Genomic DNA, 14,541 nt, shown 5'->3' with positions numbered 1-14,541 from the left:
GATCCACCTCCCCGAACCACCTCTGGAGACGTTCATGTCTATGCAGGACAGAACCGAAACCGTCCCACCGGGCGCCGGGGCCCCTCCGGGCTCCGCCGCACCGGCCCCGACCGGGGACAAGCTCGGCCTCGCGCTCGCGGTCATCGCGGCCGCCCAGCTGATGCTGGTCCTCGACAACACGATCGTGGCCGTCGCCCTGCCGAGCATGCAGAGCGCGCTGGGCCTCTCCGACGCCAACCTCGGCTGGGTCATCACCGCCTACGCCCTGGCCTTCGGCGGGCTGCTGCTGGCCGGCGGACGTGCCGGTGACCTCTTCGGCCGCCGGCGGGTCTTCCGTACCGGGCTCGTGATCTTCACCCTCGCCTCGCTGCTCGGCGGCCTCGCCGGCAGCGGCGATGTCCTGCTCATCGCCCGTGTCCTCCAGGGCGTGGGTGCTGCCATCGCGGCGCCCACGGCACTCTCCCTGCTGGCCTCCACCTTCCCTGCGGGCCCCGCGCGCAACAAGGCGCTCGGCGTGTACGGGGCCATGGGCGGGCTCGGCTCGGTCGTCGGCCTGCTCCTCGGCGGAGCTCTGACCGAGTTCCTCAGCTGGCGCTGGGTCATGTACATCAACATCCCGATCGCCGTCGCGGTGCTGATCGGCACCAGCGTCCTGAAGGAGAGCGAGCGCGACCGCGGCAAGGTCGACATCCCCGGCGCGCTCACCGCCACCTTCGGATTCGGGTCCCTCGTCTACGGCATCAACCGGGCGGGCGAGAAGGGCCTCGGCGACAGCACAACCCTGATCGCCCTGGCCGTCGCCGTCGCGCTGATCGTCGCCTTCATCGCCATCCAGCGCTCCAGCCGGGCGCCGATGGTGCCGGGTGCCGTCGTGGCCGACAAGAGCCGCGCCGGCGCCAACGCGATCATGTTCCTGGTCGGCGCGGGCATGTTCGCCACCTTCTACTTCCTGACGCTCTACATGCAGATCGTCAAGGGGTACGAGCCGATGATCACCGGCCTCGCCTACCTCCCGTTCGCCATCGGGATCGGCATCGCGGCCGGCGGCGTCGGACCGCAGCTGCTGGCCAAGGTCCCCGAGCGCTCCGTCATCGCCGTCGGACTGGTCGTCGGCATCGCCGGCATGGTCTGGCTCAGCTTCCTGGCGCCCGGCCAGAACGCCTTCGTCGCCCTCCTGCCCGCCCAGCTGGTCTGCGGGTTCGGCCTCGGCCTGGTCTTCGTCACCGTCACCGTCATCAGCGTCCGCGGGGTCTCCCCCGAGGACACCGGGATCGCGGCGGGCCTGATCAACACCAGCCAGCAGATCGGCGGCGCGGTCGGTCTCGCCATCCTCGCCGCGACCGCCTCGGTCATCACCGAGGGCAGGCTGTCCGGCGACCGCTCCGAAGCGCTCACCACCGGTTACTCCTACGGGCTCCTCATCGGCGGCGGCATCTACCTGCTCGCCCTGATCGTGACCCTCGGCACCATCAAGGCCACGGCACCGCAGGCGCAGCCTCACTGAGCCGTGCCCACCACGCTCCGCCCGCTCCACCCCGACCCCGCCCGGGCCACCCTCTTCTCCTCCGGGCGGGGTCAGGCGCGTCCGGAGGCGGCGGGCGCGCACGGCGGAGGGCGGCGTGTACGGGGAGCGGGCCGCTCCTGCAGGAGGGGAAAACCGGTGGTCCGGGCCCCGTTCGGCCGCGGCCGTCCGCCGTATACTCGGTTACCCGGTTCCGAAGGGGAGATGACGATCGTGCGAGGCGAGCCCGACGCAACGCGAAACCCCGTCTCGGCGACCGAGGCCACGGCCGAGGTCCCCGGCGTCCTGCCGGAGGCGCTCACCGGTTTCATCGGCTACCTCCTGCGCCGCGTCTTCGCCCACTTCACGTCCCTCGCGGACGGCCCCGAGGACGGCTCCCGGGACTTCCTCGTCCTGGACGCGCTGACCGGCGGCGACTGGGTCTCCCAGCTCGACCTGGCCGAGCGCCTCGGCATCAACCGGACCATCATGGTCGGCGTCATCGACCGCCTGGAGGACCGGGGCCAGGTGCTCCGCACGCGTAATCCGGACAACCGCCGCCAGTACATCCTCTCCCTGACCGACGTGGGCCGATCCGCCGTGGAGGCGGGACGCCGCGCGGTCGCCGAGCGGGACGCGCGGCTCACCGCCGCCCTCCGCCCCGAGCAGGTCACCCGCCTCAACACGCTGCTGGCGCGGCTGCTCCCGCAGGGCACCCAGGACCTCGTGCAGGGCACCGAGCACCTCGTCGAGCAGGCCCACCACCGGTTGCGCCGGCTCGGCGACGAGAAGCTGACCGGGACGGGCCTCAGGGTCCGCCACTACGGGCCGCTGTCCATCCTCGCCATCTCCGGGCCCTGTCCGCAGCAGCGGCTGGCCCAGGAACTGGCCATTACGGGGCCCGCGACCTCACAGCTCGTCGACGAGCTCGTCGACGGCGGCATGGTCCACCGCGGGCGTGACCCGCACGACCGGCGCCGGCACGCCCTGGAGCTCACCGAGTTCGGGCACACCCAGCTGAAGGCGGTCGCCCGTGCCGTCGACCTGCTCGCCGCGGACATCGCCGAGCTGCTCGGGCCCGGTGGCGAGGACGAGCTGCGCTCCCTGCTCGTCCAGCTCCTCGAACCCGCCCACCCCGGCCTCGCCGAAGCGGCCGGGCGGCGTGGCTGAGCCCAGGCCGGTTCTGGTCGACCCGCCTTTTCCCGGCAGGGGTTGACCGCCCGCGCAATTCCTGTCACGCTTTCCTCAGCGGTTCAGTCGTGCCGTTTTTCGGGTTCCTCCCCAAGGCTATTCCAAGCCAACGGAGGGGCCCGTTTTTCATGCCCTCTTTTCGCACCTGATCGCACCCCACCTGACGAAGGAGACGGCCCGTGGTCACGCAGGCGAACGAAAGGCCCAAAGGAACGGACGACATACCCAGGGAAGCGACGTACGACGTCATCATCCTGGGTTCCGGTATCGCCGGATCGGTGACCGGAGCCATTCTCGCGAAACACGGAGCGAGGGTTCTTCTCGTCGACGCCACAACCCATCCGCGATTCGCGGTCGGTGAGTCGATGACCCCGCAGCTCGTCGAATGGATCCACATTCTCGCCGAGCGCCACGAGCTCCCCGAACTCAAGAGCCTGGCCAGTGTGCGGCAGAGCACCAGGGACATCGCTCCCACCTTCGGCACCAAGGCCCACTTCGGGTTCATGAAGCACGAGGTCGGCAAGGAGCCCGACCCGCGCGAGGCGACCCAGCTGGCGCTGCCCAAGATCTTCCACCAGAACAGCCACATGTTCCGGCAGGACAGCGACTCCTTCATGTTCCACGTCGCCGTGAAGTACGGCTGTGTGGCAAAGCAGAGCTGGCGTGCCAGTGACGTCGACTTCGACGACGACGGCGTCACGGTCACCGGCCGCAGCGGCGCGCCGGGCGCGGAGCCCGAGTCGTTCCGCGCGAAGTACGTGGTGGACGCCTCCGGGTTCCGCTCGCCGCTCGCCGAGAAGTTCGACCTGCGTGACAAGCCGGCCCGCTTCAAGCACCACTCCCGCTCGATGTTCACGCACTACGTGGGCGTGAAGCGGTTCGACGACGTCAGCGGCCACCCCAAGGAGCTGCGGCCGCCGGCCGACTGGCACACCGGCACGATGCACCACCTCATCGAGCGCGGCTGGTTCTGGATCATCCCGTTCGACAACCACAAGGACTCCCGCAACCCGCTGTGCAGCGTCGGCCTGACCATGGACGAGCGCACCTACCCCAAACCCAAGGACATCAGCCCCGAGCAGGAGTTCGAGCTCTTCCTCGACAAGTACCCGGCGGTCAAGCGGCAGTTCGACGGGGCGAGCAAGGTCCGCGAGTGGGTCTCGACGGACCGGCTCCAGTACTCCTCCAAGCAGACCATCGGCGACCGCTGGTGCCTGATGTCGCACGCCGCCGGCTTCCTGGACCCGCTGTTCTCCCGGGGCCTGTCCAACACCCTCGAAGTGGTCGACGCCCTCACCTCCCGACTCCTCGAGGCCCTCAAGGACGGCGACTTCTCGGCCGATCGCTTCGCGTACGTGGAGCGCCTGGAGCAGGGGCTGCTCCAGTACAACGACGAGATCGTCAACAGCTCCTTCATCGCCTTCTCGCACTTCCGCCTCTGGAACGCCGTCTTCCGCGTCTGGGGTTCGTTCATCACCCCCGGCACGATGCGCCTGACCCGGGCCCGCCTGAAGCACTTCAAGGACAAGGACCAGCGCCACTTCCGGGAGCTGGAGCAGAACGACTTCCCCGGACTGTGGTGGCCGCAGAGCGACAAGTTCAAGATCCTCCTCGAGACGACGGCGGAGGCCTGCGAGAAGTACGAAGCAGGTGCCCTGACCGGGGACGAGGCGGCCGACATCATCTTCAAGCTCCTCGACGAATCGCCCATCGTCAATCCCGTCTTCGGATGGAAGGACGAGAACAAGCGGTTCATCTATCCGTCGGTCGCCACCATGGCCCGTTTCCTCTACTGGGCCTCGGTCGAGGCGCCCCCGGAGATGAACAGCGTCGGCCGGGAATTCCTGCTCGGCATCGTCAAGGCCGGATCCAAGGTCCGTAAACTCCTCTAGGTGCGCGCACGCTCCGACACCGGCAGCCGATCAGGAAAGGGATTGCACATGCCCGCAGCGCGCTCACTCACCCACAGCCAGATGAGACAGCCGATAGCGCCGAAGGAATTCCGCCGTGTCTGCGGCCTTTTCGCGACCGGGGTGACGGTCATCACCGCCGGAACCGACGGCGAGGCCGAAGGGACGACGGTGAATTCCTTCACCTCGGTCTCGCTCGACCCGTCACTCGTCCTTTTCTGCCTGCACAAGGAATCGCGGATGCACGCCGTGATCGGCCGGCACGGCACCTTCGCCGTCAACTTCCTCGCGGGCGGCCAGCAGGAACTGGCCCGCGCCTTCGCCTCCCGCCGCCCGGAGGGGTTCCACGGCGTCCCGCACCACTTCGCCCCCGACGGCCCGCCGGTCCTCACCGAGGCCCTGGCCTACCTGACCTGCGCCACGGTGGCCGTCCACGCCGGCGGGGACCACGACATCGTGGTCGGCGAGGTCCTGGAGCTGGCCGCGCCGGGGAGCGCCCAGGAACCGCTGATCTTCTTCGACGGGACCCTGGGGCCGCTGGAGTCCGCGGACGGACGCTTCGCCCAGGCCGGACCGAAGGGCCCCGCGGTGAGCCCGGCCCGGGCCGGCTGACATGCGCAAGGTGCTCATCGCCAACCGTGGCGAGATCGCCGTCCGCGTCGCCCGCGCCTGCCGGGACGCGGGGATCGCGAGCGTGGCGGTCTACGCCGACCCGGACCGGGACGCGCCGCACGTCCGCGCCGCCGACCAGGCGTTCGCCCTCGGCGGCGACACCCCGGCCACCAGCTATCTGGACATGGGCAAGGTCCTCCGGGCCGCCGCGGACTCCGGGGCGGACGCGATCCACCCCGGATACGGGTTCCTGTCGGAGAACGCCGAGTTCGCCCAGGCGGTCCTCGACGCCGGCCTGACCTGGATAGGCCCGCCCCCGCAGGCCATCCGCGACCTGGGCGACAAGGTCGCCGCCCGCCACATCGCCCAGCGCGCCGGCGCCCCGCTCGTGGCCGGTACGCCGGACCCGGTGGGCGACGCCGACGAGGTCGTGACGTTCGCCGAGCGCAACGGGCTCCCGATCGCGATCAAGGCGGCCTTCGGCGGCGGCGGACGCGGCCTCAAGGTCGCCAGGACCCTGGGCGAGATCCCGGAGCTGTACGACTCCGCCGTCCGCGAGGCCGTCTCCGCCTTCGGCCGGGGCGAGTGCTTCGTCGAGCGCTACCTCGACAAGCCCCGCCACGTGGAGACGCAGTGCCTGGCCGACACCCACGGCAACGTCGTCGTCGTCTCCACCCGTGACTGCTCCCTCCAGCGCCGCCACCAGAAGCTGGTGGAGGAGGCCCCCGCGCCGTTCCTCACCGACGCCCAGAACGCCGAGCTGTACGCGGCGTCCAAGGCGATCCTGAAGGAGGCCGGCTACGTCGGCGCCGGCACGGTCGAGTTCCTCGTCGGGGCCGACGGGACGATCTCGTTCCTCGAGGTCAACACCCGCCTCCAGGTCGAGCATCCGGTCTCCGAGGAGGTCACCGGCCTCGACCTGGTCCGCGAGATGTTCCGCATCGCCGACGGCGAGGAGCTCGGCTACGGCGACCCCGTCGCGCGCGGGCACTCCTTCGAGTTCCGGATCAACGGCGAGGACCCCGGCCGGGGCTTCCTCCCCGCCCCCGGCACCGTGACGCTGTTCGCCCCGCCGACCGGGCCGGGCGTCCGCCTCGACGCGGGCGTCGAGACCGGCTCCGTGATCGGTCCGGCGTGGGACTCGCTGCTCGCGAAACTCGTCGTCACCGGCGCCACCCGCGAACAGGCCCTCCAGCGGGCCGCCCGAGCACTCGCGGAGTTCACCGTCGAGGGCATGGCGACCGCCCTCCCCTTCCACCGCGCCGTGGTCGCCGACCCCGCCTTCACCGCCGACCCGTTCACCGTCCACACCCGGTGGATCGAGACCGAGTTCGCCAACACCATCGAGGCCTTCGTCCCGCCCCCCGAGGCGGCCGGAGCGGAGTCCCTCCGCGAACGGGTCGTCGTCGAGGTCGGCGGGCAGCGGCTCGACGTGGTCCTGCCGTCCTTCCTCGCCCCGGCCAGGAACGGCGCCGCCCGGAACGCCCCCGCACCGGCCGGCCCCGCCAGGTCCCGCCCGCGCGGCGGAGGAACACGTACGGCGGTGGCCTCCGGCGACACCCTCACCTCCCCGATGCAGGGCACCGTCGTCAAGGTGGCCGTGGAAGAGGGCCAGCAGGTCGAGGGCGGCGACCTGATCGTCGTCCTGGAGGCCATGAAGATGGAACAGCCCCTCAACGCCCACCGCTCCGGCGTCGTCACGGGCCTGCTCGCCACGGGAGCCACCGTGAGCACGGGCGCCACCATCTGCGACATCAAGGACGGATGACCCCGTGGCCGCGACGACCTACACCGACGCCGTGAGCGGGGCCCTGGAGCGGCTGCGCGGAGTCGGGTACGAGCACGGGCCCCGCTTCGTCAACCACGCGCCGATGGCCGCCGAGGCGCTGGCGCACATGGGGTACACCGACGACGTACCCCGCTGGGTCGACCAGAACCTCCGTACCCACACCTACCACGACGTCCCCGAGCCCCGGTGGACGATCGACCCGGCGGACGCGGACGACTGGCGGTCCGCGCTCGGGCAGTTCAACCGGGTGGCCGACTGGACCGCCCTCTTCGCACGCGAACTCGCCCTCGCCCCCTGGCCGGACGTGCTCGCCCGGTGGTGGCCGCGGCTGCTCCCCGGGATGTCGGGCGTCCTCACCCACGGGGTCATCCGGACCGCCCACGCGGTACGGGCCCTCTCCCGGGCGGGAGACGAGAACCTCCTGCAGCGGCAGGAACTGGCCCAGGGGCTCGGGTACTGGGCCGCGCGCTACGCGAGCCACACCCACGGCATCCGGCCGGGCGAGGAGTACCCGCGCACCGGCGACGCCGAAGGGGCGGCCGGCGCGCTGGACGACCTGGTGGCCGAGTACTGCGGCGTCTACGCCTCCGTACCCCACCGCCACCCGGTGCCGCTCATCCACTCCGTCACCGGCCCGGCGGCGGTCCGCCTGGTCGTCGAGCACCTGCCGGCCGACCAGCGCCACGCCTCGTACCTGGTCGCGCGGGACGTCAGCGCCTCGATGCTCGGCTGGTTCTCCGTACCCGCTGCGAAGACTCCGTGGCCCGGCGCCGACTCCGCGGGCGTCCCCGACCTCACCGAGGTCTTCGCCACCGCCGCCGCCATCGGCGACGAGCACGCCATCAAGCTCGCCGAGGTCGCCGTACGTCACGAGGCACTCGCCCCCGACCCCCGCCACGCGGCGGCCGCCCATGCGGCGAACCAGGGTCTCGCCCGCTTCCGCGGCTGACCGGGGCACCCCTTCACGCGCACCTCAGGAGCCGTTCCCCGCCCCTCGGCGGGATTTCACGAGGAGGACCGATGGACGCACAAGTGATCGTCGCGGGAGCGGGGCCGGCCGGCATGATGCTCGCCGGTGAACTACGCCTCGCGGGCGCCGACGTCATCGTGCTGGAGAAGCTGGCGGCACGCACCGGGGAGTCCCGCGGCCTGGGCTTCACCGCCCGGACCATGGAGATCTTCGACCAGCGCGGCCTGCTCTCCCGCTTCGGGGACATCGAGATCAGCAACGTGGGCCACTTCGGCGGACTTCCCGTCGACTTCGGGGTCCTGAAGGGCGCGCACCAGGCGGCCAAGACCATCCCGCAGTCCGCCACCGAGACCGTACTGGAGGAGTGGGCGACGCAGCTCGGCGCCGACATCCGGCGCAGCCACGAACTCCTCTCCGTCACGGACAAGGAGGACTGCGTCGAGGTCGAGGTGCGGGGCCCCGGAGGCGTCCACACCCTGCGGGCCGACTACCTGGTCGGCTGTGACGGCGGCCGCTCCACCGTGCGCAAGGCCGCCGGGTTCGACTTCCCCGGTACCGCCGCGACCATGGAGATGTTCCTCGCCGACGTCAAGGGCATCACCCTCGCCCCGCGCATGATCGGCGAGACCCTGGCCGGCGGCATGGTGATGGTCGGCCCGCTGCCCGGCGGCACGACCCGGCTCATCGTCTGCGAGCGCGGCACCCCGCCGCGGCGCCGGGAAGCCCCGCCGACCTGGCGGGAGGTCGCGGACGCCTGGCAGCGGCTCACCGGCGACGACATCTCGCACGCCGAACCGGTGTGGGTCTCCTCGTTCGGAGACGCCACGCGGCACGCCACCGAGTACCGGCGCGGCCGGATCTTCCTCTCCGGGGACTCCGCCCACATCCATCTCCCCGCCGGCGGCCAGGGCATGAACACCAGCATCCAGGACTCGGTGAACCTCGGCTGGAAACTGGCGGCGGTGGTACGGGGCCGCGCCCCCGAATCGCTGCTCGACACCTACCACACCGAACGGCACCCGGTCGGCAAGCGGCTGCTCATGAACACCCAGGCCCAGGGGCTGCTGTTCCTGAGCGGCGCGGAGGTGCAGCCCCTGCGCGACGTCCTGCACGAACTGATCCGCTACCCCGACGTCAGCAAGCACTTCGCCGCCATGGTCGGCGGACTCGACATCCACTACGCACTCGACGGCGGCTCCCACCCCCTGCTCGGCCTGCGGCTGCCGCACGTTCCGCTCGAAGGGGCCGGTCAGCCGGCGTCGAGCACCGAAGCCCTGCGCCGGGGCCGGGGAGTGCTCCTCGACCTGGCCGACAACGCCGAACTGCGCCGCCGGGCCGCCCCCTGGGTGGACCGGGTCGACCTCGTCACCGCCACCGTGCCCGGCCCCACCGCCGGGTGCCTCGGGGACACCAGCGCCCTGCTGCTGCGCCCCGACGGTCATGTGGCGTGGGCCGCGCCGGGCAGCTTCGCCGATCTGCCGATGGCGCTGGACCGCTGGTTCGGCCCGGCGCGCTGAACCGTCCACGGCCCTCCCGGGCCGCCCGACACCCTACGGAGACCCCATGCACAGCACGTTGATCGTGGCCCGGATGAACCCCGGCTCCAGCGAGGACGTCGCCCGGCTCTTCCGCACGTTCGACGGCAGCGACATGCCGCACCTGATGGGCACCCGCCGCCGCCAGCTCTTCTCCTACCGCAACCTCTACTTCCACCTCCAGGACTTCGACACCGACAACGGCGGCGAGCTGATCGAGGCGGCCAAGTCCGACCCGCGCTTCCAGCGGATCAGCGACGACCTCAAGCCGTTCATCGAGGCGTACGACCCGGCGACCTGGCGGTCCCCGGCCGACGCCCTCGCCACCCGCTTCTACGACTGGGAGGGACGCGGGTGAGCACCAGACGTGTGGTCATCACGGGGGTCGGCGTCACCGCCCCCGGCGGCATCGGCGCCAAGAGCTTCTGGAGCCTGCTGAGCGACGGGCGCACCGCGACCCGCGGCATCACCTCCTTCGACCCCTCCGCGTTCCGCTCCCGGGTCGCGGCCGAGATCGACTTCGACCCGGAGGCGCACGGGCTCAGCCCGCAGGAGATCCGCCGGATGGACCGGGCGGCGCAGCTGGCGGTCGTCTCGACGCGTGAGGCGGTCGCCGACAGCGGCCTGGACCTGACCGCGCTGGACCCGTACCGCACGGGCGTCACCATCGGCAGCGCGGTCGGCGCGACGATGGGCCTGGACGAGGAGTACCGGGTGGTCAGCGACGGCGGCCGGCTCACCCACGTGGACCACACCTACGCGGTCCCGCACCTCTACGACTACCTGGTCCCCAGCTCGTTCGCCGCCGAGGTCGCCTGGGCGGTCGGGGCGGAGGGCGCCGCCTCCGTCGTCTCGACGGGCTGCACCTCGGGCATCGACGCCGTGGGACACGCGGTGGAACTGATCCGTGAGGGCTCCGCCGACGTGATGGTGGCCGGGGCGACGGACGCGCCGATCTCCCCGATCACCCTGGCCTGCTTCGACGCCATCAAGGCGACGACCCCCCGCAACGACGACGCCGAGCACGCCTCCCGGCCGTTCGACGGGACCCGCAACGGGTTCGTCCTGGGGGAGGGGTCGGCGGTCTTCGTCCTGGAGGAGCTGGAGAGCGCGCGGGCGCGCGGGGCGCACATCTACGCGGAGATCGCCGGGTACGCCTCGCGCTGCAACGCCTTCCACATGACGGGGCTGCGCGCGGACGGCGCGGAGATGGCCGAGGCGATCACCGTCGCCCTGCGCGAGGCCCGGCTGAACGCCGAGTCCATCGACTACATCAACGCGCACGGCTCCGGCACCAAGCAGAACGACCGCCACGAGACGGCCGCCATGAAGAAGAGCCTCGGCGACCACGCGTACCGGACCCCGGTCTCGTCCATCAAGTCGATGGTCGGGCACTCGCTGGGCGCGATCGGCTCGATCGAGATCGCCGCGTCCGTCCTCGCCATGGAGCACCACGTGGTGCCCCCCACGGCCAACCTGCACACCCCGGACCCGGAGTGCGACCTCGATTACGTGCCGCTGACGGCGCGCGAGCACCGCACCGACACGGTCCTGACCGTCGGAAGCGGCTTCGGCGGCTTCCAGAGCGCCATGGTGCTCGCCCGGCCGGAGAGGAGAATGCCATGAGTTCGGGCACCCCGCGAGCGGTGGTGACGGGGCTCGGCGTCACCGCCCCCAACGGCCTGGGCACCGAGGCCTACTGGGCGGCCACCCGGGTCGGCAAGAGCGGCATCGGCCGGGTCACCCGCTTCGACCCCGCGCAGTACCCGGCACGGCTGGCCGGGGAGGTGCCCGGGTTCACCGCGTCCGAGCACCTGCCGAGCCGGCTGATGGCCCAGACCGACCACATGACCCGCCTGGCCCTCGTCGCCACCGACTGGGCGCTCGCGGACGCCGGGGTCGTCCCCGCGGAACTGCCCGCGTACTCCATGGGCGTGGTCACCGCCAGCTCCTCCGGGGGCTTCGAGTTCGGCCAGGGCGAGCTGCAGAAGCTGTGGGCCGAGGGCAGCCAGTACGTCTCCGCCTACCAGTCCTTCGCCTGGTTCTACGCCGTCAACAGCGGCCAGATCTCGATCCGCAACGGCATGAAGGGCCCCAGCGGCGTCGTCGTCTCGGACCAGGCGGGCGGCCTGGACGCGCTGGCCCAGGCCCGGCGCCAGATCCGCAAGGGGACCAGCCTGGTCGTCTCCGGTTCGGTCGACGCCTCGATCTGCCCCTGGGGCTGGGTCGCCCAGCTCGCCGGCGGCCGGCTGGCCACCGGGGACGACCCGGGCTCCGCGTACGTCCCCTTCGACGCGGCCGCCGCCGGGCACGTCCCCGGTGAGGGCGGCGCCATCCTCGTCATGGAGGACGAGGCGTCGGCGCGGGAGCGCGGCGCCGAGGTCTACGGACACATCGCCGGGTACGGCTCCACCTTCGACCCGGCCCCCGGCAGCGGCCGGCCGCCGGGGCTGCGCAAGGCCGTCGAGCTCGCCCTGGCGGACGCGGGCCTGGCGCCCGGTGACATCGACGTGGTGTTCGCCGACGCGGCGGCGGTCCCCGAACTGGACCGGGCCGAGGCGGACGCGCTGAACGCCGTCTTCGGACCGCGCGGGGTGCCCGTCACCGCCCCGAAGACGATGACGGGGCGCCTCTACTCGGGCGCCGCGCCCCTGGACGTCGCGACGGCCTTCCTCGCCATGCGCGACGGGATCGTCCCGGCCACCGTCAACGTCGACCCGGACCCCGCCTACGGCCTCGACCTGGTCGTCGGGCAGCCCCGGACGCTGCAGGTCCGCCACGCCCTGGTGCTCGCCCGGGGCCACGGCGGCTTCAACTCGGCGGTCGTGGCCAGCCGCGCGTAGCCCCTGCGCTTCGCAGAATCCTCCCCCAGCCGACACAGAAGGACGGAAGAAGACATGGACACCCAGACCTTCACCCTGGAGAACCTCAAGCGCATCCTGCGCGAGGGAGCCGGCGCCGACGAGAACGTCGACTTCGACGGCGACATCCTCGACGCGGACTTCGAGGACCTCGGCTACGAGTCCCTGGCGATCCTGGAGACGTGCGGCCGGATCGAGCGCGAGTACGGCATCACGCTCGACGACTCGGTGGTCAGCGACGTGCGGACGCCGCGCCGCATGGTCGAGGTCGTGAACGAGCACCTGGGGCAGCCGGCCTCCGCCTGACCGCCGCCCCCGATCCTCCCGGCACCCGCACCCGCTCAGCCTTTCCCTCACCCCCCGTACGTCCCGCCGTACCTCCGAAGGAGCAGTCATGCCCGGAAACGACCGACCCGTCGCCCTCATCTCCGGCGCCACCAGCGGCATCGGCCTGGCGGTTGCCCGGCTGCTGGCCACGCAGGGGCACCGTGTCTTCATCGGCGCCCGTGACGCCGAGAACGTCGCCGCGACCGTCAAGACCCTGCGCGAGGAGGGCCTTGAGGCCGACGGCACGACGCTCGACGTGCGCTCCCCGGAATCCGTCGAGACCTTCGTCCAGACGGCGGTGGAACGTTTCGGCACGGTCGACGTCCTCGTCAACAACGCCGGGCGCAGCGGCGGCGGCGTCACCGCCGACCTCGACGACGAGCTGTGGAACGACGTCATGGAGACCAACCTCACCAGCGTCTTCCGCCTCACCCGAGCCGTCCTCAACACCGGCGGCATGCGCCACAAGGACCGCGGCCGGATCATCAACATCGCCTCCACCGCCGGAAAGCAGGGCGTGGTGCTCGGAGCGCCCTACTCGGCCTCCAAGCACGGCGTCGTCGGCTTCACCAAGGCGCTCGGCAACGAACTCGCCCCCACCGGGATCACCGTGAACGCGGTCTGCCCCGGCTACGTCGAGACGCCGATGGCCCAGCGCGTGCGGGCCGGCTACGCGGCCGCGTACGACACGTCCGAGGACGCGATCATGCAGAAGTTCACCGCCAAGATCCCCCTCGGCCGCTACTCGACCCCCGAGGAGGTCGCCGGCCTCGTGGGCTACCTCGCCTCCGACACGGCGGCCTCCATCACCGCGCAGGCCCTCAACGTCTGCGGCGGACTCGGCAACTTCTGAGCCGTACCCGCTTCCCGAGTTCGACGACCCGAGGAGATGAAGGACATGACCGACTCCCAGCCGCGCGAGGTGGAGCACGAGATCACGGTCTCGGCCCCGGCCGAGGAGGTGTACCGGCTGATCGCCGACGTGGAGAACTGGCCGCGGATCTTCCCCCCGACCATCTACGTCGACCACATCGAGCGCTCCGACGACGAGGAGCTCATCCGTATCTGGGCGACGGCCAACGGCGAGGCGAAGAACTGGACGTCGCGCCGGGTCCTGGACCGCGCGGCGATGCGCATCACCTTCCGCCAGCAGGTCTCGACCCCGCCCGTCGCCACGATGGGCGGCACCTGGGTCATCGAGCCGCTCTCCGCCACCGAGTCGCGGATCCGGCTCCAGCACGACTACACCGCCGTCGACGACGACCCGGCCGGGCTCGCCTGGATCGAGGAGGCCGTCGACCGCAACTCCCGCTCCGAGCTGGCCGCGTTGAAGACCAACGTGGAACTGGCGGCGGCGTCCGAGGAGTTGACGTTCTCGTTCGAGGACACCGTCGAGATCGCCGGCTCCGCCAAGGACGCCTACGACTTCATCAACGAGGCCGGACTCTGGGCGGAGCGGCTCCCGCACGTGGCCGTCGTCCGCCTCACCGAGGACAGCCCCGGTCTCCAGACCCTGGAGATGGACACCCGGGCCAAGGACGGCTCCGTGCACACCACGAAGTCCTACCGGGTCTGCCTGAACGGCGAGAAGATCGCCTACAAGCAGACCACCCTGCCCGCCCTGATGAACCTGCACACCGGTGTCTGGACCTTCCGCGAGACGGACACGGGGGTCGCCGCCACCTCCCAGCACACCGTGGTCATCCGCGCCGAGAACATCGAGAAGATCCTCGGCCCCGAGGCGGACGTCGCACAGGCGCGGGAGTACGTGAGGGCGGCCCTCAGCACCAACAGCCGCGCCACCCTCGGCCACGCCAAGGACTACGCCGAAGCGCGGCGCTGACG

Annotated in this window: 13 protein-coding genes; all 13 read left to right on the top strand. The window is 71.5% G+C overall.

Annotated elements, in window-relative coordinates; genetic code table 11:
• The first annotated feature begins 34 nt into the window (after nt 1–34).
• The 13 genes from ABZ567_RS03060 (at nt 35) to ABZ567_RS03000 (ending at nt 14,539) form a co-directional block, all read left to right on the top strand.
• Nucleotides 35–1,504 carry an MFS transporter gene (locus tag ABZ567_RS03060; RefSeq protein ID WP_360783960.1) on the top strand — a complete coding sequence of 490 codons (1,470 nt, stop codon included), beginning with the start codon at nt 35–37 and terminating at the stop codon, nt 1,502–1,504.
• A 222-nt stretch (nt 1,505–1,726) separates the two neighbouring features.
• Entirely contained in the window at nt 1,727–2,671 is a 945-nt protein-coding gene (locus tag ABZ567_RS03055; RefSeq protein WP_360783958.1) for a MarR family transcriptional regulator, read from the top strand.
• A gap of 200 nt (nt 2,672–2,871) precedes the next feature.
• A complete protein-coding gene (locus ABZ567_RS03050; RefSeq protein WP_360783955.1) occupies nt 2,872–4,584 on the top strand; it encodes an FAD-dependent monooxygenase in 1,713 nt (570 codons plus the stop codon).
• A gap of 81 nt (nt 4,585–4,665) precedes the next feature.
• Nucleotides 4,666–5,214, top strand: a complete 549-nt coding sequence (locus tag ABZ567_RS03045) for a flavin reductase family protein (protein ID WP_360783954.1) — start codon at nt 4,666–4,668, stop codon at nt 5,212–5,214.
• Between the two features lies 1 nt (nt 5,215).
• A complete protein-coding gene (locus tag ABZ567_RS03040) occupies nt 5,216–6,982 on the top strand; it encodes a biotin carboxylase N-terminal domain-containing protein (RefSeq protein WP_360783951.1) in 1,767 nt (588 codons plus the stop codon).
• A gap of 4 nt (nt 6,983–6,986) precedes the next feature.
• Nucleotides 6,987–7,952 (top strand): hypothetical protein, encoded by a 966-nt coding sequence (locus ABZ567_RS03035; protein WP_360783949.1) that lies wholly within the window; start codon nt 6,987–6,989, stop codon nt 7,950–7,952.
• Between the two features lie 71 nt (nt 7,953–8,023).
• The gene (locus tag ABZ567_RS03030; RefSeq protein ID WP_360783948.1) at nt 8,024–9,490 is read left to right on the top strand and encodes an FAD-dependent monooxygenase; all 1,467 of its coding nucleotides are present in this window, start codon (nt 8,024–8,026) and stop codon (nt 9,488–9,490) included.
• A 46-nt stretch (nt 9,491–9,536) separates the two neighbouring features.
• Nucleotides 9,537–9,866 carry a TcmI family type II polyketide cyclase gene (locus ABZ567_RS03025; protein WP_360783946.1) on the top strand — a complete coding sequence of 110 codons (330 nt, stop codon included), beginning with the start codon at nt 9,537–9,539 and terminating at the stop codon, nt 9,864–9,866.
• Nucleotides 9,863–11,134, top strand: coding sequence for a beta-ketoacyl-[acyl-carrier-protein] synthase family protein (locus ABZ567_RS03020; RefSeq protein ID WP_360783944.1), 1,272 nt, complete (start codon nt 9,863–9,865; stop codon nt 11,132–11,134). The genes ABZ567_RS03025 and ABZ567_RS03020 overlap by 4 nt, the downstream gene beginning before the upstream one ends.
• The gene (locus ABZ567_RS03015; RefSeq protein ID WP_360783943.1) at nt 11,131–12,351 is read left to right on the top strand and encodes a ketosynthase chain-length factor; all 1,221 of its coding nucleotides are present in this window, start codon (nt 11,131–11,133) and stop codon (nt 12,349–12,351) included. Before ABZ567_RS03020 ends, ABZ567_RS03015 begins: the two co-directional genes overlap by 4 nt.
• Before the next feature lie 54 nt (nt 12,352–12,405).
• Nucleotides 12,406–12,675: an acyl carrier protein gene (locus ABZ567_RS03010; RefSeq protein ID WP_360783940.1), complete on the top strand. Its 270-nt coding sequence runs from the start codon at nt 12,406–12,408 to the stop codon at nt 12,673–12,675.
• A gap of 88 nt (nt 12,676–12,763) precedes the next feature.
• Nucleotides 12,764–13,549 carry a 3-oxoacyl-ACP reductase FabG gene (gene fabG / locus ABZ567_RS03005; protein WP_360783938.1) on the top strand — a complete coding sequence of 262 codons (786 nt, stop codon included), beginning with the start codon at nt 12,764–12,766 and terminating at the stop codon, nt 13,547–13,549.
• A 45-nt stretch (nt 13,550–13,594) separates the two neighbouring features.
• Entirely contained in the window at nt 13,595–14,539 is a 945-nt protein-coding gene (locus ABZ567_RS03000) for an aromatase/cyclase (protein ID WP_360783935.1), read from the top strand.
• Nucleotides 14,540–14,541: the final 2 nt, after the last annotated feature.

The sequence above is a fragment of the Streptomyces sp. NPDC016459 genome, from assembly GCF_040632845.1.
Lineage (GTDB): Bacteria > Actinomycetota > Actinomycetes > Streptomycetales > Streptomycetaceae > Streptomyces.
The sequence above is the reverse complement of the archived record's forward strand: the minus strand, read 5'-3'. Positions and strand labels throughout refer to the sequence as shown.